Here is a 25,193-nt window from a genome sequence, read left to right as displayed (position 1 = left end):
TGCCGAACGGCCCGCCAGCGTGTATTTATCAAAAATCCAAGAACCATTCTAGCGGAATTGCGGGCGGGCTCGTTCGGTCCGGTCTTCGGGCGTCCGTCAGGAGGCCAGTTCAAGGACGTCCCGCGCCCTCTGCAGCGCCACAGTCGACGAATAGATGAGCGCCGCGTCGGCCGACTCCGCGACCCGCAGGTCCAGTGCCCGGGCGAATGACTCCACGGCCGCCCCGACATGGCCGGAGACGAAGTGGGTCCTGCCGAGGTACTGGTGCACGAGTGCCTCGTTGGGCGTTCCGTGCACTTCCGCCAGAAGCTGTTTGAACAGCTCAACGGCCCGGTCATGACGGTGCGAGACGCGTAATACTTCAGCCTCGAAGGCCCGGAGCCGGAACGATTCGGGGTCCTTGTACCGCGCCTCGGCCAGCAGCTCGGCGGCGTCGGCGGCATGGCCCTCCACAAGCAGGACGAAGACACGGTCTGCGGGATCGGTGGACGCCTCAAGCGCTGCCGCGCACGCCTCGGGGCTGGTGATCTCCGGAATGAGGGATTCCGGGTTGATCCTGATTCCAGGGAAGCCCCCGTCCGGCCATTCAATGGTTCCGCCGCTGATGTCGCCCATCAGGACGCAATCTCCTGGTAGGCGGCAAAGAGCAGGGACGTGTCCGGGACGTCGAGGATGCCGGGCTTTCCGACGCCGTCGAGCACCACGAAGCGGAGCAGGTCGCCGCGTGACTTTTTGTCGCGGCGCATGCCGTCCAGCAGGCCCTGCCAGCGGTCCCGGCGGTACGTCACGGGCAGCCCGAGGGACTCGAGGATGGTCCGGTGCCGGTCGGCGTCGGCATCGCTCAGCCTTCCCACGCTGCGGGACAGCTCAGCGGCGAACATCATGCCCACCGACACCGCGGCGCCGTGGCGCCAGGAATACCGCTCCACGAGTTCGATGGCGTGGCCCAGGGTATGGCCGTAGTTCAGGATTTCGCGCAGCCCGGATTCCTTCAGGTCCTCGGACACGACACGGGCCTTGACGGTGATGGCGCGTTCAATGAGTTCTCGCAGCGTGTCCGACTGTGGGTCCGTGACGGCTTCGGGGTGCTGCTCCACGAGGTCCAGGATGGCCGGATCAGCGATGAAGCCGCATTTGATGACCTCCGCCATGCCGGAAATGATCTCGTTCTTCGGCAGCGTGTTCAGGGTGTCCAGATCGGCAAGGACGGCTGCCGGCGGGTGGAAAGCACCCACAAGATTCTTTCCTTCGGCCGTGTTGATGCCGGTCTTGCCGCCCACGGAGGCGTCAACCATGCCCAGCAGGCTGGTGGGCATGTGGATGACCTTGACGCCCCGGAGCCACGTCGCGGCAACGAAGCCTGCGACGTCGGTAACCGCCCCTCCGCCCACCGATACAACGGCGTCCGAGCGGGTGAAGTCGTTCTGTCCCAGCACCTGCCAGCAGAACGCGGCCACCTGGATGTGCTTGCCTTCCTCGGCATCGGGGATTTCAGCTGTCAGGGCCGTGAATCCCGCTGCCGCCAGCTCGTCGCGGACGGTGTCTCCCGTGAGCCGCAGGGCCCGGGGGTGGATGACCAGGACCCGCCGTACCCGCTCACCGAGCAGTTCCGGAAGGGTGCCGAGCAGGCCGCGGCCGACTACGACGTCGTAGTTGTCCCCGGCCGATTCGCCGGTGACCTTGATGACCGTTGATTCGCTCACTTTTCAACTTCCTGTTTCGCGGCCGCGGTGTCGCCGGCCGCCGTCGTCGCGGCTGCGTCCGCCGCGGTTATGTTCTCCGGGGCGGGGTTTTCCGCAGCCGGATCTTCTGTTTGGGCCCCTTCGGCGAAGGCACGCAAGGCCGCTTCCAGCCGGCGTCCCAGCTCAGGCACTGAACCGCGCCGGACGTCCAGGACAATGTTTGCAAGGCGCTCATAGACGGGCTTCCTGGTGGCAAACAGCACCTTCCAGCGGTGGATTCCGTCGCCGGCGAGAAGTGGGCGGACAGAGTTTCTGGCGATCCTCGCGGCCACGGTCTCGGCGTCGCATTCGAGGTAGACCACCGTGCACCGCCCCAGCAGCTGCTGGGTTCCGGAGTCCAGCACCGAGCCGCCGCCAAGTGAAATCACCGTGGCTGTGCCGGCCGCTTCCTCGACCACGCGGGCAACCGTCCGCGCCTCAATTTCCCGGAACGCCCGCTCGCCGCGGCCCGCGAAGATGTCAGCGATGGAACCATGGTTCTCAACGATGACGGCGTCCGTGTCCACAAAGGGGGCGCCAAGCTGCTGTGCCAGCTGCTGCCCGATCGCCGACTTGCCAACCGCCATGGGTCCAATGAGCACAATTGGCCGCTCCCCCGCGGCACAGGGTGTATTGCTGACGGGCACTAGCGTCCGATCGAGTCCAGCGACGCCGGAATGTTCTCGAGGTAGCCCCTGATGTTGCGGGCGGTCTCGGCCACGGAATCGCCGCCGAACTTTTCGGTGACGGCTTCGGCCAAAACCAGGGCAACCATGGCCTCGGCCACGACGCCGGCGGCAGGGACGGCACAGACGTCCGAGCGCTGGTGGTGGGCCTTGGCGGCCTCGCCGGTGCTGACGTCAATGGTTTTCAGGGCGCGGGGCACCGTAGCGATCGGCTTCATGGCCGCCCGCACGCGCAGGACGTCGCCGATGCTCATGCCGCCTTCAATGCCGCCGGCGCGGTTGCTGGTGCGGATGATCCGGCCGTCGGCGTCCTTGACGATTTCGTCGTGGGCCGCCGATCCTCGGCGGGCAGCGGTCAGGAATCCGTCCCCCACTTCCACGCCCTTGATGGCTTGGATGCCCATGAGAGCAGCGGCTAGGCGCGAATCAAGCCTGCGGTCCCAGTGCACGTAGCTGCCGAGGCCCGGCGGAAGACCGTAGGCGAGCACCTCCACCACTCCGCCGAGGGTTTCGCCTTCCTTGTGCGCGGCATCCACCTCTGCGACCATGGCGTCGGAGGTCTCGCGGTCGAAGCAGCGGAGAGGATCGGCGTCGAGCGCAATCACGTTTCCGGGAAGGGGCAGGGGCCTGCCCTCGGGCACCGTGACGCTGGCGATGGACACAGTGTGGCTCACGAGTTCGATACCCAGCTGCTTCAGGAACTGCGCAGCAACGGTTCCCATGGCGACGCGCGTCGCCGTCTCGCGGGCGCTGGCACGCTCAAGCACCGGCCGGGCCTCGTCGAATCCGTATTTCTGCATCCCGGTGAAGTCTGCATGGCCCGGACGCGGCCGCGTCAACGGAGCATTGCGCGCCTGGTCTGCGAGTGTCTCGGCGTCCACGGGATCGGCAGACATGATCTGCTCCCACTTGGGCCATTCAGTGTTGCCGACCTGGACAGCGACGGGGCCCCCCTGTGTAATGCCGTGACGGACGCCGCCAAGGATGGTGACCACATCCTGCTCGAACTTCATCCGGGCACCGCGTCCGTACCCGAGGCGGCGTCGCGCCAAGGCATCGGCGATGTGCCCGCTGGTGAGTTCAACACCTGCGGGGACGCCTTCAATAATTCCGACCAGGGCCGGACCATGGGATTCACCGGCAGTCAACCAACGCAACATAGAATCCATCCTGCCATGTATGGCGGTCAGAACACGCGTCGGGGTGCCCCGACTGCGTCACACATCACATCTATGACTTCGGCGCTGGACGCATCCTCGCGGCCCGTGAAATAGCGGACCTGCTCAACGGCCTGGTAGAGCAGCATCTCCAGTCCAGGCACCACCGCTCCCCCGCCTTTTTGCCAGGCGGCGGCGATGCGGCTGGGCCAGGGGTCGTAGGCGACGTCGAGCAGCACGCCGCCCGTTGTCAGGCCGAGCTGCTCTAGCTCCGCAGCCATTCCGTCCGCCGCCCGTGGCGGCAGGGTGGAAATTACGACGTCGGCGCGCGCCATTGCGGCAACGGCGTCGGCCATGGGACGCACCGCGATGTCCAGGGCCAGCCCGCTGGCCGCGGCCCTCGCTTCCGCCGCCCTCGCCGTGTCCCTGACGTAGACATCAACGGACTTTGCGCCGAGTTCCTGGAGGGCGGCCACAGCGGCGGCTGCGGTTCCGCCGCCGCCAAGAACTACGGCGGCAGGCGCTTCGGCCGCACCGGCGTTGCGGAGGGCGTTGATGATCCCCGCCACGTCCGTGTTGTAGCCGATCCGCCGGCCGGAGGGGCCTTCGCCTTCGAACACAACGGTGTTAATGACGCCGAGCACGCGTGCCACGCCGCGGATTTCATCTACCTCTCCGACCATGGCCTTCTTGAGCGGCATGGTGACGGAAAGCCCACGCCAACCCTTTTCGGCACCCACAGAGGCCATGAATGCCGGCAGGGAATCCTCGGTCACGTCGATGGCGCTGTAGCCGATTTCCTCACCTAGCTTCGCATATGCGGCCAGGTGGAGAGCAGGCGATTTGGAATGGCCGATCGGATGCCCGAGGACGGCCGCCCGACGGCTCATACGCAACGGCCGGCATGCTCCGCACACCAGGCGTTGTACTGGTCAACATACTTGCTGTGCTCCGCCAGGGTCTTGGAGAACTTCGTCTCGTTGGTGTCCAGGTTGATGGTCACCCAGTACAGGTAGTCGTTGTCCTTCGGCTTGGCCGCTGCGTCGATGGCAGTCTTGCCCGGCGAGCCTATGGGACCCACCGGAAGGCCCTTGTTGGCGTAGGTGTTGTACGGGTTGGATTTGTCGGCCTTCTCGGACTCATCGAGCTGGAAGGTCTTCTTGCCCAGGCCGTAGGTAACCGTGGCGTCGGACTGGATCAGGCCGTTGGTTTCCGTGTTGGTCGGCTTGAGCCTGTTGTAGATTGCACCGGCCACGTCCTTGTACTCAGCCTGGCCGCCCTCCGCCTGCACGATGCTCGCGACCGTGACGGTGTCGTACTGCTTGGCCGGGTCCGTGACGCCTTGCGCTTTCAACTCGTCTTGCGTGCTCTTGACCAGCGCTTGGAGGATGTCTTTGGCAGTGCTCCCGACCGGGAACCTGTACTCGCCCGGGAACAGGAACCCCTCCAGGTTTTTCGCCTTGGCCGGGAGGCCGAACTGCTTGGGCGAATCACTGAGCGCCTTGAGCTGGGACACGGGAAGGCCTGAGCCCTCCGCAATGGCGTCCAGCGATTCATTGACCCTGAGCCCGGCGCTTAGTGCGAAGTACATGACCTTCGACTGCCCCACGTTGAGCAGGACGGCCACGGCGTCGGAATTCTTCATTTCCTGCTTGAAGTCATACTCGCCGGGAGCCAGGGTGCCGCCCGCAGCGGCCAGTTCAGATACGAACGTTTCCGCGTTGGCGACCACCTTCGCGTCCTCCAGCTTGGCGGCGACCGAGACGGGTCCTTCACCGGCCAGGACTGCGACCTTGACCTGGCCCGTGCCCGGGCCCGGATAGTCGGCGGGCTTGTCCGTGCCGAGCAGCGGCTTGAGGAACTGGGCGCCGACGACCGTGGCGGTGACGAAGAGTGCGAGCGACAGCAGAAGCGCCACAAGGCGGCGTCGGCGACGGACCTTCTTGGACGCACGCGGCACTGCTGTCACGCTTTCGGGGCTGCCGAGAAGCTGGTGCCCGACGGCCTCGTGTTCATACGGCTCGTGGTCCTCGTAGGTCTCGTGGTGCACGTACGTCTCGTGGTGCGCGTCGTGGTCGCCGTGCGTGTGGTGGTGCGCGTCGTGGTCGTGGTCATCGTGCACGCCGTGGTGCGCGTCGTGGTCGCCGTGCGTGTGGTGGTGCGCGTCGTGGTGTGACGCCGCGTAATCCTCGCCTGCAGGACCGGCATGGTGCGCAACGCCGTCAGCGTGGACGTCCGCTTCCGCGACGCCGCCATCGTCGTGGCTGGCCGGAGCCGGGCCAGCTCCTCCCGCAGGCGGCCGGATGGTGGGCGGAGCTGGCGGAACCATGGGAACCCCAACAGTCGGCGCCATCAGATCCGGGGCCACACCCTCCGGCGCAGTCGCGGGAGGCTGAACCCGCTCCTGGGCCGAAACTGCGGACGGGGCCGGAGCCGGTGCGGGAGATGCGGCCTGAGGGCGCTCCTGACCGCGCTCCGGAACGTCCGGCGTCGTATCGTTCACTGACTCGTAGGCCTGTTCGGGCACGAGGTCCCCGGAATCCGCCGTGAGGGACTTCTCCCGGGCACGGATTTCCTTGCGCGTCAGCGGCCGTCCGGCGTCCCTGAGGTTCCTGCCGGAGGAGTCGTCGCTATTGACCGGGCTCACTGTAGCCTTCCATCTTCTGAAGATTGCGTGTCTTTCTCCGGGACGGCCTGCACAGCATTAACCGCTGCGGCGTCTCCGGAAAGCCCCGGCTGAGAAAGCGCGCGTACGCGGCTTCCCACATCCGTTCCCCTGGCTTTTTGCATGTCGATGGCGTGCTGCAGAATTCCCGCAGCAGCAACCTGATCCACCACTTTACGGTGATTTTTGCTGCTCATGCCAGCTTCGTGAAGGTGGCGGTGTGCGGTTACGGTGCTCAGGCGTTCGTCGACGAGGTGCACGGGCACGTCCAGTCCGGCGCGAATAAGCTCCTCTGCCAGCAGCTCGGCATACTCTGTGGCCATGCGGGCGGAAGCATGTTCTTCACCCTTCATGGTCCTGGGCAGGCCCACAAAAATCTGCACCGCCTCCCGCTCCGCGGCAAGGCCGGCAATGACGCGCACGTCCGAATTCTTTTTGGGGTTGCGGTCAAGGGTTTTCAACGGAGTGGCCAGGATGGCATCACTGTCACAGATGGCGACGCCGACTCGGACGGTGCCAACGTCTACCCCCAGTTTGATTCCCCGGGGGTAGACGCCGGACGCTGCAGATGAGGTCACGGATTCGCTAGCGCCCGGTTACGGCGTCTACGACGGCCGACAGCGCGGCGCCGACCTTGGATGCGTCGGTGCCCCCGCCCTGGGCAACGTCGTCTTTGCCGCCTCCGCCGCCGCCCAGGATGCCGGCCGCGAGCCGTACCAGCGCACCAGCCTTGACGCCCGTTTCGCGTGCGGCCTCGTTGGTGGCAATGAGGATCACCGGGCGGTCGTTGCTGACGCCGGCCACGGCCACAGTGGAAGCAGCTGCTCCGAGACGGTTCCGCAGGTCGAGGGCCAGGCCCCGGAGGTCGTCAGCTCCGCCGATCTGCCCGGCGTCGTGCGCAATGACGCGCACGCCGGCGGCGTCCCGGGCGGTACCGACGAGCTGCGCGGCTGCGGCGGCGAGCTGCTCCTTGCGGAGCCGCTCGAGCTCTTTTTCCGCGGTCTTGAGCTTGGTCAGGGTAGTGGCAATCCGGTCGGCAAGCTGGCCGGAGGGCACCTTGAGCATTTCGGTCAGCTCGGTGACGAGGGCGCGTTCGGCGGCAAGGTGCCGGAAGGCATCCATGCCCACGAAGGCCTCCACGCGGCGGTTTCCTGACCCCACGGACTGTTCGCCGAGCAGCGACAGGCTGCCGATTAGCGACGTGTTTGAAACGTGGGTTCCGCCGCAGAGCTCACGGGACCACGCGCCGTCGATCTCCACGACGCGGACTTCGCTGCCGTAATTCTCGCCGAACAGCGCCATGGCGCCGAGGGCCTTTGCTTCAGCGAGGGGCATCACCTTGGTGTCCACCCGGAAGTTGTTCCGGATGGCCAGGTTGGACACTTCCTCGATCTCGGAGCGGGTGGCTGTGCTGAGGCCTTCGCCCCAGGCGAAGTCGAAGCGCAGGTACCCGGCCTTGTTGTAGGAACCACGCTGGGTGGCTTCCGGGCCCAGGATCTGGTGCAGTGCGGCGTGCACGATGTGGGTGCCGGTGTGTGCCTGCTCGGCGGCGTGCCGCCGCTCGCGGTCCACCGCTGCCCTGACCAGCGCGTCGGAGGCGATTTCGCCCTCACGCACGATCGCCTTGTGGACGCTCAGGCCCTTCACCGGCCGCTGGACGTCGAGGACCTCGACGACGAATCCGTCACCGGTGATCAGGCCCGTGTCCGCAGCCTGGCCGCCGGCTTCGGCGTAGAACGGCGTCTCGGCGAGGACCAGTTCGATCTCGTCGCCGGTGGCAGCCTGCGAGACCTTGCGGCCGGCGCTGAGGATCCCGCGGACCCGCGATTCTCCGTCGAGTTCGGCGTAGCCGGTGAAGACTGTCTCGCCCTCGGAGAGCAGTTCCTGGAAGGCGCTGAGGTCCGCGTGGGCCCCCTTCTTGCCCTTGGCGTCCGCCTGGGCGCGCTTGCGCTGTTCGAGCATGAGCTTGCGGAACTCGGGCTCGTCGACCCTGAGGCCGGCTTCCTCCGCCATTTCAAGCGTGAGGTCGATCGGGAACCCGTACGTGTCGTGAAGCGCGAACGCGTCGGCGCCGGACAGCGGACGGCCGGCAGCCTTCGACTCGTTGACGGCATCCTCGAGCCGGGCGGTGCCCGACGCGATGGTCCGCAGGAAGGCTTTTTCTTCCGCGTACGCGATGCGGCTGATGCGGTCGAAGTCGGTCGCCACGATCGGGTAGACGCCCTTCATGGCGTCACGCGAGGCGGGCAGGAGGTCCGGCAGGCAGGCTTTTTCGACGCCGAGCAGGCGCATCGAGCGCACGGCGCGGCGGATCAGGCGGCGCAGCACGTAGCCGCGGCCCTCGTTGGACGGCGTCACGCCGTCGGCAATGAGCATGAGCGCCGAGCGGATGTGGTCGCCGACAACGCGCATCCGGACGTCATCAGTGTGGTGGGGATCCTCGACGGTTTCGGCGGAGGTGTACTCCTTGCCGGAGAGTTCGGCGGCCTTGTCGATGACCGGACGGACCTGGTCCGTCTCGTACATGTTCTCGACGCCCTGCAGGATCATCGCGAGGCGTTCCATGCCGAGGCCGGTGTCGATGTTCTTCTTGGGCAGTTCGCCCACGATGTCGAAGTCGTCCTTCGAGCGGACGTTGTCGATCTGGTACTGCATGAACACGAGGTTCCAGATCTCGACGTAGCGGTTTTCGTCGGCGATGGGCCCGCCGTCCACGCCGTAGGCCGGGCCGCGGTCGTAGTAGATCTCCGAGCAGGGACCGGCAGGACCGGGCTGGCCGGTGTGCCAGTAGTTGTCAGCCTTGCCCATGCGCTGGATGCGGCTGGCCGGGATGCCGGTGTTCTTCAGCCACAGGTCCTTGGCTTCGTCGTCCTCTTCGTAAACGGTGACCCACAGGAGTTCCGGCGCAAGTCCGTAGCCGCCGTCGTCAACGCTGGTGGTGAGCAGTTCCCAGGCGAACTTGATGGCGTCTTCCTTGAAGTAGTCGCCGAAGGAGAAGTTGCCGCACATCTGAAAGAACGTGCCGTGGCGGGCAGTCTTGCCCACTTCCTCGATGTCGCCGGTGCGGATGCACTTCTGCACGCTGGTGGCGCGGGAGTAGGGTGCTTCTTCACGGGCGGTCAGGTAAGGGATGAACGGGACCATGCCCGCAACCGTGAACAGCAGGGAGGGGTCGCTGGAGACCAGCGACGCGGAGGGAACCGCGGTGTGGCCTTTGCTGACAAAAAAGTCCACCCAGCGCTTTGTGATCTCCTGCGACTTCATGAGCTGATTACATACCCTTCTTGGTTCACGCGTTCTGACGCGTGACAGTTTGATTCAGATAGCAGTTCCGGCGCTAACGCCGGACGCTGCCGTTATAATTCTCTCGCGGCTGTGCCTAGCGGCGGACAACATCCTGGGACTCGACGCCGAGCGCGGTGCGCAGATCGGTCTCCCGCTCGCGCATGCCGGCGCGTACTGCGTCCGCGAAGTCGTAGACACCGTCGGCCAGCCGGCCCACAGCCCGGTTCAGGCCTTCCGGCCCCAGGTTCGCCTGCGCCTCGGTCACTTTGCGGAAAGCTATGACACCGATTGCAACGCCGATGCCCATCCAGACAAGTCTCTTCATTTCAGTTCTCCGGGTGGCTTAGCGGCTGCGGCGGCCGGCGGCGGGTTTCTTGCGGGCGGCTAAGGCGGAGCGCACGCCGTAACTGAAGGCGGCCACCTTGATCAGCGGGGAGCCAACGGTGGCTGCAACCAGCGAGGACAGCGCCGAAAGGTTCGCCGAAGCGTCCGAAACGTTCGAGGCGATGCCGTCCACTTTCTTCAGCTGCTGGTTGGTGGTGGAGACGGTAGCCGTGACTTCGTCCATGAGGGGCGTAGCGCCGTCGCTGATGGAACGGATCGAGGTCCGCACTTCATCGAATACCCGGCCCAGTTTGAGGATAGGGACAGCAAGCAACAGGACCAGGAGCGCAAATACCCCGGCCGCGATCAGGCCGGCAATATCGCCACCAGACATAGACGTTCATCTCCTTGAATCTCCGTGGAACGGGACATGGTGCGTGGCGGCAGCGTGCTGCAGCCGCGGATGTCCCCCAAGTACCTTACATACAAAGAAGCCCGCGGCGCTTGCCACGGGCTTCTTTGGGTACGCTGCCGAAATTTAGCGTGCGTAGAATTCGACGACGAGCTGCTCTTCGCAGGTCACGGGGACCTCGGAGCGCTTCGGGCGACGGACCAGGCGTGCCTGCAGGGCGTCAAGCTTGACGTCCAGGTAGGCGGGAACCTGGGGCAGGACGTCGCGGTGTGCGCCGGCTGCTGCAACCTGGAACGGAGGCATGGGCTCGCTGCGGCTGTGAACGTGGACCAGCTGGCCCTCGCTGACGCGGAAAGACGGGCGGTCAACGCGGATGCCGTCAACCAAGATGTGGCGGTGTACAACCAGCTGGCGGGCCTGGGCGATGGTGCGGGCGAAGCCGGCACGCAGCACGAGGGCGTCGAGACGCATTTCGAGCAGTTCGATCAGGTTTTCACCGGTCAGGCCCTTGGTGCGGCGTGCTTCTTCGAAGGCACGGGTCATCTGGGCTTCGCGGATGCCGTACTGGGCGCGCAGGCGCTGCTTTTCGCGCAGACGTACGGCGTAGTCGGAGTCCTGCTTCTTGCGGGCACGGCCATGCTCACCGGGGCCGTACGGGCGGCGCTCCATGTACTTGGCGGCCTTGGGGGTCAGAGCGATGCCGAGTGCACGCGAGAGGCGTGCTGTACGGCGAGCACGAGTGTTGTTAGCCACTTGTGTCCTTCCAATATCTGCGGTGTGTCAGTGTTACTGGCCTCCACGATGGAGAGCATCGGCCAACCGCTGCCTTTTGCTACTGGGCACAGGCATAACCTCATCAAATAGAAACTTTGGTGGATTGTGCGTCCGTGCCTTGCCAGACAACGATCAATCCTACCAGAAAGCTCACTTGCCCCGGATGATCTTCCGCAGTCGCTCAAGCCGCACAGCGATGTCACGCTCTGCGCCGTTGCCGGTGGGCTCGTAGTAGTCGCGGCCCACGAGATCGTCCGGAGGGTACTGCTGGCTGGCCACGGAGTGCGGGGCGTCGTGGGCGTACTTGTAGCCCAGACCGTGTCCCAGTTGCTTCGATCCCGGGTAGTGCGCATCGCGAAGGTGAGCGGGGATCCCGTTGCCCAGTCCCGCCCGGACGTCCGCAATGGCCTTGTTCAGGCCCATGTACGCGGCATTGGACTTGGGCGCCGTGGCCAGGTGGACCACCGCTTCGGCCAGGACAATCCTGCCTTCCGGCATGCCGATGAGCTGGACGGCCTGCGCGGCGGCCACGGCGGTCTGCAGGGCCGTGGGATCTGCCATGCCGACGTCCTCCGCTGCGGAAATCACAATGCGCCGTGCCACGAAGCGCGGGTCCTCCCCCGCCTCCAGCATCCGGGCCAGGTAGTGCAGGGCCGCGTCCACGTCGGAGCCCCGGATGGACTTGATGAACGCGCTGGTGACGTCGTAGTGCTGGTCGCCCGCGCGGTCGTAGCGCACTGCGGCCACGTCAAGGGCGCGTTCGGTGTGCCGCAGTTCCACCGCAACGGGCTCGACTGTGACCGGCGGGCTGGCACCGGCGCCGTCCGCGGAATCATCGGCGCCGTCGGAACTCTCGGAGGTGTCGACGTCGTCGGCGTCACCGAAGGCGACCCCGGCGGCCGCTTCGAGAGCTGTCAAAGCCCGCCGCGCGTCCCCTCCGGACAGCCGCACGAGGTGTGCCAGCGCCTCGGCGCTGAGCCTGACTTTGCCGCCGAGCCCGCGGACATCCTCAACGGCGCGCAGGAGCAGGCCTTCAATGTCGGTGTCGGTCAGCGGCCTGAGAGTCAGCAAAAGTGAACGGGACAGCAGCGGCGAGACGACCGAGAAGGACGGGTTCTCGGTGGTTGCCGCCACCAGCACCACCCAGCGGTTCTCGACGCCGGGCAGCAGCGCATCCTGCTGGGCCTTGTTGAAGCGGTGGATCTCGTCGAGGAACAGGACAGTGGTGGTTTTGTAGAGATCGCGGGCCGTCAGCGCATCGTCCATGACCCGGCGTACGTCCTTGACCCCGGCCGTGATGGCCGAGAGTTCCACGAACTTCCGCCCGGGTCCCCTGGCGATCACGTGCGCGAGGGTTGTCTTTCCGGTGCCGGGCGGACCCCAGAGGATGAGAGAGCTGGGGCCCGCGGGCCCGGTGGCGTCGGCACCGGCAGCCAGCTGGCGAAGCGGCGACCCCTGTCCCAGCAGGTGCTGCTGCCCCACCACGTCGTCCAGCGTGCGGGGCCGCATCCGGACGGCCAAGGGCCCGCGTGGCGAGGCAGTCCGGGACGGACCCTGCGCCCCTGCGGCCGGGCGGCTGCCAGCGCCGCCAGCCGTGGGCGAGTCGTCGCCGTCGTCGTCGTTGCCCTGCCCCGGGCCAAAGAGATCATCCACATAGATAGGCTACTCATAGATTCATCGGGCAATGTCCGGTCACGTACAGCAAGGATTCGGCAATGCCACAGAGCGGTTCACCGGGCGGACGTCCGGCACCGGCATCGCGGACCGCGTTCGTGTCCGGACCTCGGCTGGCCGGCTGGGTGCACCGCTTCGGCGCCAGCCACGGCCCGCTCCGGATTGAAGACCACGACGACGGCGTGCGGCTGCTCGCGGCCGACGGCGCCAGCGCACTGCTGCAGGCGCCGTGGCCGGACGACGGCCGGCCGGGGCGCGGCCCCGATCTGGTGGCCCGGCTGGCGTCGCTGGCGTCCCAGCCGCGCAGCATCGGCCTCCTTCTGGTCCGGCGTGGAGGCTATGGTGTCGCGGTCACCAGCGAAGGCCTGATCCGTACCTCCAAAACCGGGTCCAAATACGTTCAGTCCCGGACGGCCGCAGGAGGCCAGTCCCAGCAACGGTTCGCGCGGCGCCGTTCCAACCAGGCGGATGCGATGGTGGAGGCGGTCGCGGAACAGGCCCGGCAGGTCTTCAGCGGCCAGGTCTTCGAGTACGTGGTTCCGGGGGGCGACAGGTCACTGGCCGATCTCGTGCTCGATGAGCCTGCGCTGAAGGCCTACGCCCGGCTGCCGCGGCTGGCTTACCTCGATGTTGCCGATCCCCGTGCTGCCGTCCTGAAGAAGGCCGCCGCGGATGCCTGCTCCGTACGCGTCACGGTGACGGACCCGCCGGCATAGCCAGGCTGCCGCGACTGCGACGGCGCTACTCTTCGGGGGCCAGCGTGACGGTGACGCCGTCGAGGTCCTTGGTGAAGTCCAGCTGGCAGGAGAGCCGCGAGCCGCACTCCCGATAACCCTCGGCTTCGACCAGCAGTTCAATCTCATCCTCACTGCGCTCCCCCAGGGTGTCGAAGACCTCGTCCGCGAGGAATACGTGGCACGTTGCGCAGGAGGCGGTCCCACCGCAGGAAGCCAAGACGGGCAGGTCATTGTCCCTCAAGGCCTCCATCAGGGTCTGGTCCGGCTCCCATTCGAGGTCGCGGGACTTGCCTTCGCGGTCGACGACGGTCAGTTTGTTGTTGCTCATGGCGGTTCCTTAGATTCGGGCTGATACCAGGTCAGCGTCGGTAAGACTGGGGTCATTGGGAATGGTGTCCGTGAGGGGGATGCGGGGGTCCGCTGCCAGCGCCGGGTCGATCAGGGCTCCAGCGGCGATCAGTTTTTTGGCCGGCCGGAAGTCGGCAAGCCCAGCAACAGTGTCGACGGCGGCGAGGCGTCCGTCACGGAGATAGATGACTGCGAACTTGCCGACTGCGGGCGTGCCTCTGACGATGACGTCGTCGTCCGGGTGGCGAACGCCGGCGGTCTGCAGCCGTACGCCGTGCTGAACGGTCCAGAACCACGGGATTTCCGGCTCCGCCGGCTGCTGGCCGGTGATGTGCGCGGCCACCCGGTCGGCCTGGGCCTGCGCGTTCTGGATGCATTCGAGGCGCTGGCTGGTGCCGTCGACAGGGCTGGCGAAACGGGTGACGTCGCCGGTGGCGTAAATGGCGGAGTCCGACGTCCGGCCTTCCCCGTCCACGAGGATGCCATCCCGGCACTCCAGTCCGGCCTCCGTGGCCACCTCCTGGTTGGGAAGCACGCCGATACCTGCCAGCACGACGTCGGCCGGGTGGACGGTGCCGTCGGCCGTGACCACGCGCTCGGCCCGGCGCTGACCTTCAATCGCCGTAACCGCGGCACCAAAAACGAACCGAATACCGTTCTGTTCGTGGAGCTGCTCGAAGAAGCGGGAGACCGGTTCCGACGTCACCCGGCTCATCACGCGGTCCTGGAGCTCCAGCACCGTGACCTTGCATCCCCTCGCAGCAGCGGCGGCGGCAACTTCGAGCCCTATGTAACCAGCGCCGATGATGGCGACCCGCGTGCCGGCGACGAGAGCGCGTTTGAGGTCGAGAGCGTCTTCACGGGTCCGCAGGGCGTGGACGCCCGGGAGTCCGGAGCCGGGAACGGTGAGGGGGCGGGCGCGGGAGCCGGTCGCGACGACCAGGCGGTCGTAACCGCGGCGGCTGCCGTCGGAGAGCACCACGGTCCGGCTTTGCCGGTCGATGGCTTCGGCAGTGATCCCCGCCAGCCGTTCAATGCGCTTGTCCTGGTAAAACTTCTCCTTGCGCAGCACTGTGGACTCGTCCGGGGCGCCGGACTTCAGGAGTTCCTTGGACAAGGGCGGACGCTCGTAGGGCGTCTCCTTTTCGCCGTCGAGCAGGAGAATGCCCCCGACCCAGCCGCGCGTGCGCAATCCCGCAGCGACCGCGACCCCGGAATGGCCGGCGCCGACGATGATGACGGGCTGCCCGTTGTTGATTCCAGGCTGCAGATCAGGCACTGAACGACTCCAGTTCCACGTGAAGGTGCTCCGGCCCCGAGTTGGTCAGGTTGTTTCCGCGGACGTATTCGATCGGCCTGGTCGTATTCAGCGTCAGGGAGCCCAGCTTCGCGGCGAGGATCTCCACCGTCACCTTTGTTTCCAGCCGGGCCAGCGGTGCGCCAAGGCAGCTGTGCACTCCATGGCCGAAACCAAGGTGGCCGTCGGTGGTGCGGTCGATGTCGAAGGTCTCGCCGTCGGGGTACTTGCTGCTGTCCCGGTTCGCGGCGGCGGGCAGCAGCCGGACAATCGCCCCGGCGGGTATTGTCACCCCGGCTACCTCGACCTCCTCGGTGGTGATCCGGCTGGCCCGTTGCACCGTGCCGCGGTAACGGGCAAGTTCTTCGACGAACATGCTGGCGTCCGCCGGATCCTGCCGGATCCGGCCCAGCAGTTCCGGTTGTTCGCTGAAGACTCGGAACGCATTGGCCAGCAAAATGGTGGTGGTGTCATGTCCGGCGACGAAGACAAAGGCACAGAGTTCCTTGGCTTCCTTCTCGCTGAGCAGGCCCTCCTTCCACATTCTGGCGATGTGGCCGCCAACGGAGTCGTTTTCCTCGCGGTAGAGCCGCTCCATGGTGTCCTTCAGGTAAGCGAAGAATTCGAAGGTGCTGTGTTCGTCGGTGCCCGTCCCTTCGGCGTTGCGGGCGAGCCGGCCGAAGTAGCTGAACGTCTCGTCGGACCAGAACTTCATCTTCTCGAAGTCCGCGGCGGGGACGTCGAGCAGGGCACTGATGGTGGACATGCTCAGGGGGATCGCGTACTCGTCTACGGCATCGCCGCCCCCGGCAGCGATCATCGGGTCCAGGTATTTTTCGGCGTTTTCCCGGACGCGGCCCTCGAAGGCGGCGATTGCCTTTGGCGTGAAGGCCTGAGCCACCACCTGGCGCAGACGGGTGTGGTTGGGAGCATCGAACAAGGTCAGGAACGTCAGCGGAACCGGGTCCACAACCTGCGAGGAGAAGACTTTAGGGGCCCGCATGGCCTTACGGACGTCGTCGTACCGGGAGATGAACCAGACGTCTGAAACCGGCGAGGCAGCGCGGAGCACCGGGGCGTTGTCCCTCATCCATGCGTAGTGCGCGTAGGGATCACCCTGGGTTCCGTCGTCGACGACCTTGAACGGGGCCATACCCGCGGGCCAGTCCAGGTCATGGGAGTACGGGGGAAGCTCCGCCGTGGTGGCGCTTTGTTCTGTCGTTGCAGCAGACATCGTTGTCCTTCTTTCCGGGCCGTTCCGATCGATAGCACTGCAGACCGGCAGGTTCGATAGCGGTTGGATAATGGTGAAGCAGGATGATCCGCGGGCCGCCAGGAGGCGTAATCCCCGCCGAAAGTGCGGATTCGTGATCCACGTCTCACCAAGAATGCCTGCGGTGTCCCTGCGCGTCCCAGAGGACTTCCGTTCATCGGCTCGGATCGTTCAAAGCGCTTCTACCGACGCGGTACAGGGCTCATCGACTTCAGCGCGCGGGAAATGCCGTGGGCGGCCGTCAGGAGTGCCGGGACGGTGAAGGGAACGTCGGCTTCGTCGCGCGGAACGATCGCGTTCAGGGCTGCAGCAATCTCGTTGCCGGAACCGAAGACCGGCACGGCGATTCCGGTCCACTCCGTGACGCCGATCCCCGGGATGGCCACATAGCCTCGCTGCCGGATCTCCGCCAGGTGCTTCCGGATCAGCGCCGGATCGGTGATTGTCTCGGGGGTAACTTTCGCCAAAGGTGCGGCGAGAACCTCCTCCTGGACGGCAAGGGGCGAGAACGCGAGGAGCACTAGGCCTGACGATGCGGCATGCACCGGCATCCGCTGCGCGATGTGCGCCGCATTCAGCCGGGAATCCGGCGACGAGAGCCGCTCGACGTACAGCACGCTGCCGTGGTCCAGCACCGCGAGCGTCGTGTGCTGGTGTACGGTCGCCAGGACATCGTCCATGAACGGCAACGCCAGCTCCTGAAGGTTCAGCGCCCGCGAGCCACGTGCCGCAAGTTCCCACATCCGCATCCCAGGCCGGAGGCTTCCGTCGCCGAGCCGCTCGATCAGTCCGTGCTCGACGAGATCTTCCAGCAGGCGGCGCGTTGTGGTCAGCGGCAGATCCGCCCGGCGGGCGAGGCCGGAAAGCGTCATGGTCGGAAGATCCCGGTCGAATGCGCTCATGAGCCGCACGACACGGCTGATGACGGATTCACCTGTTGGGGAGTTTGCCATAGGTAAATTCTCCTACCCGCGCAGAGTCACGCCCGTGTCGCATCCGTTCATCGGCAATACTGTGGTTCCCGTCACATCACACTGGCACTCTGGCTGGAGCGCGGCCGCCAATACAGGCGGCGCCCGTAAAAATGCCTGCGCTGAGCGCAGTCAGGAAGGAGATGCCAGTGTCCGCACTTACTGGCCCTCAAACGCCGCCCGTGCAAACGTGGCCAGAATTTGACGCAGCTGCCGGAGAAATGCCGGTGCAGTCCCCCAACCATCACGAACTGGCCGCCTGGCCTTGGTTCGGTCTCCACTGCCCGAGTGAGACGGCCTAGCAGCCGGAACCGGCCCTCCTGAGAGGGGCCCGCCGATACACTCACCCGTGTCGTGGCGCACCGGGGCAGGCCACGCCGCGTCCATCAGCATTTTCAGCGTGGGCAAGGGGATCGGATACGCCACGGTTTCCTTTTGCAGAGAGACACCAACTGTCGAGAGACGCCAACGGCTCCCTGGAATTCCAGGGAGCCGTTGGCGCGGGCGCCGGCGGTGCCGGCCGCCTACTTCTGTTCGGGTTTGGCGGCCTCGGCCTTCTTGGCCTCAGCCTTGAAGTCGACGCCGGCTTCCTTGCGCTGCTGCGGCGTGATCGGCGCGGGAGCCTGGGTCAGCGGGTCGTAGCCGTTGCCGGTCTTCGGGAAGGCGATAACGTCGCGGATGGACTCCACTCCCGCCATCAGGGCGACCACGCGGTCCCAGCCGAAGGCAATGCCGCCGTGCGGAGGTGCACCGAACTTGAAGCCTTCCAGCAGGAAGCCAAACTTAGTCTGCGCATCCGCACGGTCCAGGCCCATCAGCTCGAAGACCCGTTCCTGGACGTCGCGCTCGTGGATACGGATGGAGCCGCCGCCGATTTCGTTGCCGTTGCAGACGATGTCGTACGCGTAAGACAGGGCCGACTCCGGGTCCTTGTCAAACGTGTCGAGGAATTCGGGCCTGGGGGAGGTGAAGGCGTGATGGACGGCCGTCCACTTGCCGGCACCCACGGCCACGTCGCCGGAGGCCACCGCTGCGGCGGCCGGTTCGAACATCGGTGCGTCCACCACCCAGCAGAACGCCCAGTCAGTGGGGTCGATCAGGCCGGTGCGGTGGCCGATTTCGACGCGTGCCGCACCGAGCAGTGCGCGGGACGGGGTCTTCTCGCCGGCGGCGAAGAAGATGCAGTCACCGGGCTTGGCGCCTACGGCGTCGGCCAGGCCGGCGCGTTCGGTCTCCGTGAGGTTCTTGGCCACCGGACCGGCGAGCTCGCCGTCTTCCTTAAACAGGACATATGCCAGTCCCTTTGCACCGCGCTGCTTAGCGAATTCCTGCCAGCCGTCCAGGGTACGGCGCGGCTGGGAGGCGCCGCCGGGCATGACCACGGCACCGACGTAGGGCGCCTTGAAGACGCCGAAGTTGGTCTCCTTGAAGAACTCGGTCAGCTCGGTCAGCTCCTGGCCGAACCGCAGGTCCGGCTTGTCAGAGCCGTAGCGGGCCATGGCGTCCGCGTAGGTGATGCGCTGAATCGGCGTCGGGATTTCGACGTCGATCAGCTTCCACAGCGCCTTCACGATGTTTTCGCCCAGGGAGATGATGTCGTCCTGGTCGACGAAGCTGGCCTCGATGTCCAGCTGCGTGAACTCCGGCTGGCGGTCCGCGCGGAAGTCTTCGTCGCGGTAGCAGCGGGCAATCTGGTAGTACTTCTCGAAGCCGCCCACCTGCAGCAGCTGCTTGAAAAGCTGCGGCGACTGCGGCAGCGCGTACCAGGATCCCGGGGCCAGGCGGGCGGGGACCACGAAGTCGCGGGCGCCTTCCGGCGTCGAACGCGTCAGTGTGGGGGTTTCGATTTCAACGAAACCCTCCTTGTGAAGGAGTTCTCGGGCCACGCGGTTGGCCTCGGAGCGCAGGCGGAGGTTGCGGCTGGGGCCCGGGCGGCGGAGGTCAAGGTATCGGTGCTTCAGGCGTGCTTCCTCCCCCACTTCCACGTGCTCATCGATCTGGAAGGGCAGCGGGTCCGCGGTGTTGAGGATAACCACCTTGTCCGCCATGACCTCGATCTCGCCGGTGGCCAGCGCCGGGTTCTCGTTGCCCTCGGGGCGCTTGGACACCGTGCCGGTCACCTGCAGCACGTACTCGTTGCGCAGGCCGTGGAAAACCTCTTCTTCGCGGACCACAACCTGCGCGACGCCCGAGGCGTCACGCAGATCGACGAATGCGACACCACCGTGATCACGACGGCGGCCGACCCAGCCAGCCAGGGTTACGGTTTGTCCAATGTGCTCGGAGCGAAGGGATCCGAGGTCATGTGTGCGCAGCACAGCATTCCTTTCAGAAGGAAGACAGAAACGAAGTTGAATTAGGATCGTTGCGGGAACGATCCCGTCCGAGTTTACCCGTTGGAAAGGTCCCTGCCCCGCCATGACCAGGCATGAGCAGCTGCAGCGCAGGCTGGGTGTGTTCGACGCGACATCGATCGGACTCGGATCCATGCTTGGGGCCGGTGTCTTCGTGGTTTTTGCCCCCGCTGCCGGCCTGGCCGGAAAACTGCTCGTTGTTTCCATCGTCATCGCCGGGGCGGTCGCCTATTGCAACGCTGTGGCGTCCGCCCAGCTCGCGGCCAAGTACCCGCAAAGCGGCGGCACGTACATTTATGGCCGCCGGCAGCTGGGCGAATGGCCGGGGTTCCTCGCGGGATGGGCTTTTGTGACCGGCAAGACAGCCTCCTGCGCCGCCATGGCCCTCACGTTCGGGCAGTATGTCGCGCCGGGCTACGCCACGCCTGTAGCCGTCGCCGCGGTGACGGTGCTGACCGGCATCAATCTGCTGGGCATCACCCGGACGGCATTGCTGACGCGCATCCTGCTGGGCCTTGTGCTGGCCACCCTGGCCTTTGTTGCCGCGGCGGCCATCATCGGTCCACATCCTGCTGGTCCATATCCTGCCGGTGCTGTGTCCGCGGCGGATGTCGGCAGCGCCTGGGGCATCCTTCCCGCCGCCGGCCTGGTGTTCTTCGCGTTTGCCGGGTATGCACGGATTGCCACCCTCGGCGAAGAGGTGAAGGATCCGGCGAGGGTGATCCCTCGGGCCATCCTGGGCGCCCTCGCCGTGGCGTTTGCCATCTACCTGGGTCTGGCAGTGCTGCTTCTGGCCCACCTCCCGTTGGCACAACTGGCCTCATCGGCGGCCCCGCTTCTCGAAGCCGTGACCCACTCGCGGCTGGCTGCCGGCGCCCCCTTCGTGCAGGGCGGAGCTGCCGCCGGGTCCCTCGGAGCACTGCTGGCGCTCATTACCGGGGTAGGGCGCACGGCGATGGCCATGGCCCGGGAACGTGACCTGCCGGGTCCGCTTGCCCGGATCGGCGGACGCCACACGGTGCCCTTCGCCGCCGAACTGGCCGTGGCCGCCGTCGTGGTTTTGCTGTTGCTGACCAGCAGCGTGCTGACGGTGGTGGGTTTCTCCAGCTTCGGCGTACTCGTGTACTACGCCGTGGCCAATGCAGCGGCCTACACGCTCCGGGAGCGTCCCGGGCACGCACCGAAATGGCTCAATGCTGCCGGACTCGTGGGCTGCCTTGTCCTGGCCTTCACGCTGCCGCCGTCATCGGTCCTGGCCATGGCCGGCGTGTTGGCGGCGGGGGTCGCCGCCCGTGCGGTGGCGCTGCGGCTGCGCCGGAGGCTAGCCAGCAAGCGCTGCGGCTATTCAGGCGACACGCCGGTGACCTGGACGTGCAGGTCCTCGTCCGACGGCGTCCACGTCGCCGGATCGGCGTCGACCTGCACACCGGAGCGGATGTCCTTGACCTGGTGTTTGCCGTCGTCGTCGGTGAACCAGACAAACGGGATGCCGCGGCGGTCAGCAAACTTGATCTGCTTTCCGAACTTCTCGGCCTTGGCGGCGACTTCCGTGGCGATGCCCCGGCTGCGCAGCTGCGTGGCGACGTCCTGGGCCTCCCCCCAGGTGTCGTCGGCGTTCAGCGCGACCAGCACCGCCGTGGGCACGGAGCGGGAGGCCTTCGCGAGGTCCTGGCTGAGGATGCGCGAAACCAGCCGTGTGACCCCGATGGAGAGCCCGACGCCGGGGAACTTCCTGTTGCCTTTGCTTGCGAGGGCGTCATACCGGCCGCCGGAGCAGATGGACCCGAGCTGCTCGTGGCCCACGAGCACGGTTTCCACCACCGTGCCGGTGTAATAGTCCAGCCCTCGGGCGATGCTCAGATCGGCGACAACCTTGCCCGGAGCGCGCTTCACCGCCGCCTCGATGACCTGCTCAAGCTCATCCAGGCCCTCCTCGAGGAGCTCATTGCTCACGCCCAAGGAACGGACCTGCGCCACAAAGGACGTGTCCTCGGTCCGGATGCCGGCAAGCTTCAATGCCGCCTGAACCTGGTCATCCGTGGCGCCCAGCTCGGTCTTGAGGAGTTCGGCCACTTTGTCCGGGCCGATCTTTTCCAGCTTGTCGATGCTGCGGAGCACGCCGGCCGTGTCCGCCAGGCCGACGCCGCGGTAGAAACCTTCGGCAAGTTTCCTGTTGTTAATGCGGAGGCGGAAGTCCGGAATGGGGAGGGCGCCCAGCGCCTCGGCGATGACCAGCGCGATTTCGACGTCATAACGGAAGGGCAGGTCGCCGTCCCCCACCACGTCGATGTCTGCCTGGGTGAATTCGCGCGCGCGGCCCTCCTGCGGGCGCTCACCACGCCATACCTTCTGGATCTGGTAGCGCCGGAACGGGAACGCGAGATAGCCGGCGTTCTCCACGACGTAGCGCGCAAACGGAACCGTCAGGTCAAAGTGCAGGGCAAGTGCGTGGGGATCGTGCTTGCCTTTGCCTTCTTCGCCTTCGTCGTCCTGAAGCCGGCTGAGCCCGTATACCTCTTTGTCGATGTCGCCTTTGCGCAGCAACTGGCCCACGGTTTCAACCGCGCGCGTCTCAATGGAGGAAAAGCCATGGAGTTCAAAGGTACGCCGCAGGGTGTCCAGGACATGCTGCTCCACCAGCCGTTCCTCGGGAAGCCACTCGGGGAATCCGGACAGGGAGGCTGTGCGTGCCATGGTGGAGTTTCTCCTCAGGTAACCGACGACCGGAGTCCGCTGCGCAGTATTCCACGTCGCCATTTGGATCAAAAAGCGGCGGCAAGGGCGGGAGTCCAAGCTGTCATGCATAAACTATGTGCGGCAGTCAGTTTATGCTTTCGGCGCCGGCATCTCTAATGCGGCCGCCGGACCGTATGCTCTGCCGCTGTGCAGTTGCAGCCGGGGATGCCTTAATCGGGCGGCCCTGGCCGGCAGCCCGATCAACGAGGAGGACCTGTGGCGGCCAGTCCACGCGAAACGCGTGAAGCCAAGCGGCGCATCCAGCAGATGGAAGCCAAGCGCGAGCTTCGACGGGACCAGGAGAAGCGGCGAAGGCGGGACAACCTGATTGCGGGCGGCGCCGGAGCGGCGGCGGTGATACTCGCCGTCGTGCTTCAAATGGCGGTTTTTTCCGCAAACCCGACCGAAGAAGAGTTCGCGGCCGCGGAAGCAGGGCTGAACTCCCCCTCAGCTTCGACGTCCGCCGCGGCCACCAACGCCCCCAACATCCCCAAGCCGGAATCGGCCGCGGGCAAGGTGTTCACTGGCGCGCTGAAACTCAGCCGCGGAAGCCTGGGCGTCCAGCTGGACGGTACCAAGGCGCCGCAGGCCGCCGCCGTCTTCAAGTCCCTTGCCGGCTCGGGCTACTACCAGGGCGTCAGCTGCCACCGCCTCACCATCGCGGACAACTTTGGCGTCCTGCAGTGCGGCTCCAAGACCGGAAACGGGCAGGGTGACCCGGCCTATACCTGGGGTCCGCTGGAAAACACTCCGGCGGACAACAAATACCCGGCCGGCACCATCGCGGTGGCCCGCACCGCCGGAAATGCCTACGGCAACGGCACCCAGTTCTTCATCGTGTACAAGGACACGGTAATTCCAGCCGACGCCGCCGGCGGTTATACGGTGGTGGGCAAAGTGACCTCGGGGCTGGATGTAGTCACGAAGATTGCGGCCGCGGGTCTTAAGAAGGGCGAAAACGCCACCGACGGCGCGCCTGCGGAACCAGTCACGATAGACTCGTTCTCTCTGAAGTAAGAAGCCCGCGTCCCAGGCGGCCAACGGTGTATTACGAGAGTATTTTCCTCCAAGCGAAAGACTTTTAGCGGTGACAGACAGTCAGAAATCCGACGAAACAGCAGCAGCAGACCTGATCGAGGTTCCGGCCCCTCCGGCCGAGCCCGCGGAGGCAGCTGCCGAAGGTACCCAGGCAGAAGAAGCACAGCCGGAGAGCGCAGAGACGGAGGGGGCTCCGGCCGAGGAAGCACCTGCTGAAGAGGCGGCTGCTGAGGCGGCCGAGGAAACCGCAACTGAGCAGCCCGCAGCGGAGGAAACCCCGTCTGAGCAGCCAGAAGCTGAGCAGCCCGTCGAAACTGAGGCAAGCGCTCCTGCTCCGCATCCCGTGCCGGCTCCCCGTCCGGCGCCGTCACCTGCAGCATTCGCTGCACGCCCCAAGGCAGGCCCCGCAGCCAACGTGGTGCCTGTTGCCGCGCCTTCCGCCACATCGCTCGCGGAAGCAGCCCGCTGGGGCCGGGTGGAAGGGGACGGTCACGTCTTCCTGACCATCGACGGCGAGGAACACCCTGTTGGTCAGTACCCCGATGTCAGCAACGACGAGGCCCTCGCCTACTTCGCCCGCAAGTATGACGACATCGTGGCCCAGATTGTCCTGCTGGAACAGCGGGTTGCCTCCAAGGCGCCCACTACGGACATGCAGAAGACCGTTACGCACCTGCGCGAGCAGCTCGCTGAGCGGAACATGGTGGGAGACATCCGCGCCGCCGAAGGCCGTCTGGACACGCTGTCCACGCAGATCACCGAACTCGAAAAGACCGAAAAAGCCCAGCATGACGCCGTCCGGGCAGCCGAGCTTGCCGCCCGGGAGGCCATCGTCGCCGAGGCCGAAGCCATTTCGGGAACCGATCCGGCGCAGATCCAGTGGAAGACTTCCAGCGCCAGGATGAACGAGCTGTTCGAAAGCTGGAAGACAGCGCAGAAGAGCGGCATCAGGCTGGGCCGGAGCAATGAGGACGCACTCTGGAAGCGGTTCCGGGCTGCCCGGACGGTTTTTGACCGTCACCGCCGTGCCTACTTCTCCCAGCTGGACAGCAACAACTCGGCCGCCAAGTCCGCCAAGGAAAAGCTAATCACCGAGGCGGAAGCGCTGTCCTCGTCCACCGACTGGGGATTCGCCGCCGGCGAATACCGCCGCCTCATGGACGAGTGGAAGGCATCACCACGCGCCAGCCGCAAGGACGACGACGCTCTCTGGGCCCGCTTCCGCGCCGCCCAGGACGTTTTCTTTACCAACCGCCAGGCTGCTAACGATGAGATTGACCAGGAATACGCCGCAAACCTGAAGGTGAAGGAAGCCCTCCTCGAGGAGGCCAACACTATTCTTCCCGTCAAGGACCTGGGCGCCGCCAAGAAGGCTCTCCAGTCCATCCGCGACCGCTGGGAGGATGCCGGAAAGGTGCCCCGCGCGGACATGGGACGCATCGAAGCCGGTCTGCGCCGGATTGAGGATGCCGTCCGCCAGGCCGAGGACGAAAACTGGCAGCGGTCTAACCCCGAAACCAAGGCCCGCACGAACAGCGCGCTGAGCCAGCTAGAGTCGGCAATCGCCGGACTCAAGGACGACCTGGTGAAGGCAGAGAAGGTAGGCGACCAGCGCAAGATCAAAGCCGCCCAGGAAGCCCTCGACGCCCGCCAGGCCTGGCTCGACCAGATCCAGCGGTCGGCCAGCGAGCTTTCCTAGTCAGTTTTTTGCAGGCCCCGCCCCGGTTATCCACATAGCCGG

At 66.0% G+C, this 25,193-nt stretch carries 20 protein-coding genes and 2 pseudogenes; 4 read left to right on the top strand and 18 right to left on the bottom strand.

The window, feature by feature from the left end:
- Positions 1–96: 96 nt before the first annotated feature.
- From AC1D14_RS06045 to AC1D14_RS05990, 12 genes and pseudogenes are all read right to left on the bottom strand, one after another.
- Positions 97–615 (bottom strand): tetratricopeptide repeat protein, encoded by a 519-nt coding sequence (locus AC1D14_RS06045; protein WP_230118000.1) that lies wholly within the window; start codon positions 613–615, stop codon positions 97–99.
- Positions 615–1,703: a 3-dehydroquinate synthase gene (gene aroB / locus AC1D14_RS06040; protein ID WP_476875510.1), complete on the bottom strand. Its 1,089-nt coding sequence runs from the start codon at positions 1,701–1,703 to the stop codon at positions 615–617. The genes AC1D14_RS06045 and aroB overlap by 1 nt, the downstream gene beginning before the upstream one ends.
- A gap of 110 nt (positions 1,704–1,813) precedes the next feature.
- A pseudogene (locus tag AC1D14_RS06035) lies at positions 1,814–2,308 on the bottom strand (shikimate kinase); the annotation flags it as partial.
- Between the two features lie 59 nt (positions 2,309–2,367).
- On the bottom strand, positions 2,368–3,567 hold the full coding sequence (aroC, locus tag AC1D14_RS06030) for a chorismate synthase (RefSeq protein WP_230118002.1): 1,200 nt from the start codon (positions 3,565–3,567) through the stop codon (positions 2,368–2,370).
- A gap of 26 nt (positions 3,568–3,593) precedes the next feature.
- The gene (locus AC1D14_RS06025; RefSeq protein WP_230118003.1) at positions 3,594–4,454 is read right to left on the bottom strand and encodes a shikimate dehydrogenase; all 861 of its coding nucleotides are present in this window, start codon (positions 4,452–4,454) and stop codon (positions 3,594–3,596) included.
- On the bottom strand, positions 4,451–6,211 hold the full coding sequence (mltG, locus tag AC1D14_RS06020) for an endolytic transglycosylase MltG (RefSeq protein WP_230118004.1): 1,761 nt from the start codon (positions 6,209–6,211) through the stop codon (positions 4,451–4,453). Before mltG ends, AC1D14_RS06025 begins: the two co-directional genes overlap by 4 nt.
- Positions 6,208–6,807, bottom strand: a complete 600-nt coding sequence (gene ruvX / locus AC1D14_RS06015) for a Holliday junction resolvase RuvX (RefSeq protein WP_230118005.1) — start codon at positions 6,805–6,807, stop codon at positions 6,208–6,210. The genes mltG and ruvX overlap by 4 nt, the downstream gene beginning before the upstream one ends.
- A 7-nt stretch (positions 6,808–6,814) precedes the next feature.
- A complete protein-coding gene (alaS, locus tag AC1D14_RS06010; RefSeq protein ID WP_230118006.1) occupies positions 6,815–9,493 on the bottom strand; it encodes an alanine--tRNA ligase in 2,679 nt (892 codons plus the stop codon).
- A 115-nt stretch (positions 9,494–9,608) separates the two neighbouring features.
- Positions 9,609–9,839: a DUF6167 family protein gene (locus tag AC1D14_RS06005; RefSeq protein ID WP_230118007.1), complete on the bottom strand. Its 231-nt coding sequence runs from the start codon at positions 9,837–9,839 to the stop codon at positions 9,609–9,611.
- Between the two features lie 18 nt (positions 9,840–9,857).
- The gene (locus AC1D14_RS06000) at positions 9,858–10,232 is read right to left on the bottom strand and encodes a DUF948 domain-containing protein (protein ID WP_230118008.1); all 375 of its coding nucleotides are present in this window, start codon (positions 10,230–10,232) and stop codon (positions 9,858–9,860) included.
- 144 nt (positions 10,233–10,376) lie between these two features.
- On the bottom strand, positions 10,377–11,003 hold the full coding sequence (gene rpsD, locus AC1D14_RS05995; protein WP_230118009.1) for a 30S ribosomal protein S4: 627 nt from the start codon (positions 11,001–11,003) through the stop codon (positions 10,377–10,379).
- Between the two features lie 171 nt (positions 11,004–11,174).
- Entirely contained in the window at positions 11,175–12,677 is a 1,503-nt protein-coding gene (locus AC1D14_RS05990) for a replication-associated recombination protein A (protein ID WP_230118010.1), read from the bottom strand.
- 62 nt (positions 12,678–12,739) lie between these two features.
- Between AC1D14_RS05990 and AC1D14_RS05985 the strand changes: the two genes are divergently transcribed.
- Positions 12,740–13,414 (top strand): acVLRF1 family peptidyl-tRNA hydrolase, encoded by a 675-nt coding sequence (locus tag AC1D14_RS05985; RefSeq protein WP_230118011.1) that lies wholly within the window; start codon positions 12,740–12,742, stop codon positions 13,412–13,414.
- Positions 13,415–13,439: 25 nt separating this feature from the next.
- Here AC1D14_RS05985 and AC1D14_RS05980 read toward each other — a convergent pair whose 3' ends face one another.
- The 5 genes from AC1D14_RS05980 to aspS form a co-directional block, all read right to left on the bottom strand.
- Positions 13,440–13,763 (bottom strand): 2Fe-2S iron-sulfur cluster-binding protein, encoded by a 324-nt coding sequence (locus tag AC1D14_RS05980; protein ID WP_230118012.1) that lies wholly within the window; start codon positions 13,761–13,763, stop codon positions 13,440–13,442.
- Between the two features lie 9 nt (positions 13,764–13,772).
- A complete protein-coding gene (locus tag AC1D14_RS05975) occupies positions 13,773–15,062 on the bottom strand; it encodes an NAD(P)/FAD-dependent oxidoreductase (RefSeq protein ID WP_230118013.1) in 1,290 nt (429 codons plus the stop codon).
- Entirely contained in the window at positions 15,055–16,314 is a 1,260-nt protein-coding gene (locus AC1D14_RS05970; RefSeq protein WP_230118014.1) for a cytochrome P450, read from the bottom strand. Before AC1D14_RS05970 ends, AC1D14_RS05975 begins: the two co-directional genes overlap by 8 nt.
- A gap of 221 nt (positions 16,315–16,535) precedes the next feature.
- Positions 16,536–17,306, bottom strand: a complete 771-nt coding sequence (locus AC1D14_RS05965) for an IclR family transcriptional regulator (RefSeq protein ID WP_230118015.1) — start codon at positions 17,304–17,306, stop codon at positions 16,536–16,538.
- 542 nt (positions 17,307–17,848) lie between these two features.
- Positions 17,849–19,642, bottom strand: coding sequence for an aspartate--tRNA ligase (gene aspS, locus AC1D14_RS05960; RefSeq protein WP_476968196.1), 1,794 nt, complete (start codon positions 19,640–19,642; stop codon positions 17,849–17,851).
- Between the two features lie 100 nt (positions 19,643–19,742).
- Between aspS and AC1D14_RS05955 the strand changes: the two are divergent.
- Positions 19,743–20,999: pseudogene (locus AC1D14_RS05955) on the top strand (APC family permease); the annotation flags it as partial.
- Positions 21,000–21,019: 20 nt separating this feature from the next.
- Here the strand turns inward: AC1D14_RS05955 and hisS are convergent.
- Entirely contained in the window at positions 21,020–22,372 is a 1,353-nt protein-coding gene (hisS, locus tag AC1D14_RS05950) for a histidine--tRNA ligase (RefSeq protein WP_230118018.1), read from the bottom strand.
- Between the two features lie 258 nt (positions 22,373–22,630).
- On the opposite strand from hisS, the gene AC1D14_RS05945 reads away from it, so the two are divergent.
- Together AC1D14_RS05945 and AC1D14_RS05940 are read left to right on the top strand one after the other, a co-directional pair.
- Positions 22,631–23,431, top strand: a complete 801-nt coding sequence (locus AC1D14_RS05945; RefSeq protein ID WP_230118019.1) for a peptidylprolyl isomerase — start codon at positions 22,631–22,633, stop codon at positions 23,429–23,431.
- A gap of 70 nt (positions 23,432–23,501) precedes the next feature.
- Complete coding sequence (locus AC1D14_RS05940) at positions 23,502–25,151, top strand: DUF349 domain-containing protein (protein ID WP_230118020.1); 1,650 nt, start codon at positions 23,502–23,504, stop codon at positions 25,149–25,151.
- Positions 25,152–25,193 lie beyond the last annotated feature (42 nt).

The sequence above is a fragment of the Arthrobacter sp. P1_B11 genome (assembly GCF_056406715.1).
The sequence above is the reverse complement of the archived record's forward strand: the minus strand, read 5'-3'. Positions and strand labels throughout refer to the sequence as shown.

What these genes read in the sequence shown, in the direction of transcription:
- AC1D14_RS05970 (WP_230118014.1), bottom strand. Translation starts at nt 16,314, where the DNA reads ATGTCTGCTGCAACGACAGAACAAAGCGCCACCACGGCGGAGCTTCCC.
- AC1D14_RS06000 (WP_230118008.1), bottom strand. Translation starts at nt 10,232, where the DNA reads ATGTCTGGTGGCGATATTGCCGGCCTGATCGCGGCCGGGGTATTTGCG.
- AC1D14_RS05965 (WP_230118015.1), bottom strand. Translation starts at nt 17,306, where the DNA reads ATGGCAAACTCCCCAACAGGTGAATCCGTCATCAGCCGTGTCGTGCGG.
- AC1D14_RS06045 (WP_230118000.1), bottom strand. Translation starts at nt 615, where the DNA reads ATGGGCGACATCAGCGGCGGAACCATTGAATGGCCGGACGGGGGCTTC.
- aroC (WP_230118002.1), bottom strand. Translation starts at nt 3,567, where the DNA reads ATGTTGCGTTGGTTGACTGCCGGTGAATCCCATGGTCCGGCCCTGGTC.
- AC1D14_RS06025 (WP_230118003.1), bottom strand. Translation starts at nt 4,454, where the DNA reads ATGAGCCGTCGGGCGGCCGTCCTCGGGCATCCGATCGGCCATTCCAAA.
- hisS (WP_230118018.1), bottom strand. Translation starts at nt 22,372, where the DNA reads ATGGCACGCACAGCCTCCCTGTCCGGATTCCCCGAGTGGCTTCCCGAG.
- alaS (WP_230118006.1), bottom strand. Translation starts at nt 9,493, where the DNA reads ATGAAGTCGCAGGAGATCACAAAGCGCTGGGTGGACTTTTTTGTCAGC.
- AC1D14_RS06005 (WP_230118007.1), bottom strand. Translation starts at nt 9,839, where the DNA reads ATGAAGAGACTTGTCTGGATGGGCATCGGCGTTGCAATCGGTGTCATA.
- AC1D14_RS05980 (WP_230118012.1), bottom strand. Translation starts at nt 13,763, where the DNA reads ATGAGCAACAACAAACTGACCGTCGTCGACCGCGAAGGCAAGTCCCGC.
- AC1D14_RS05985 (WP_230118011.1), top strand. Translation starts at nt 12,740, where the DNA reads ATGCCACAGAGCGGTTCACCGGGCGGACGTCCGGCACCGGCATCGCGG.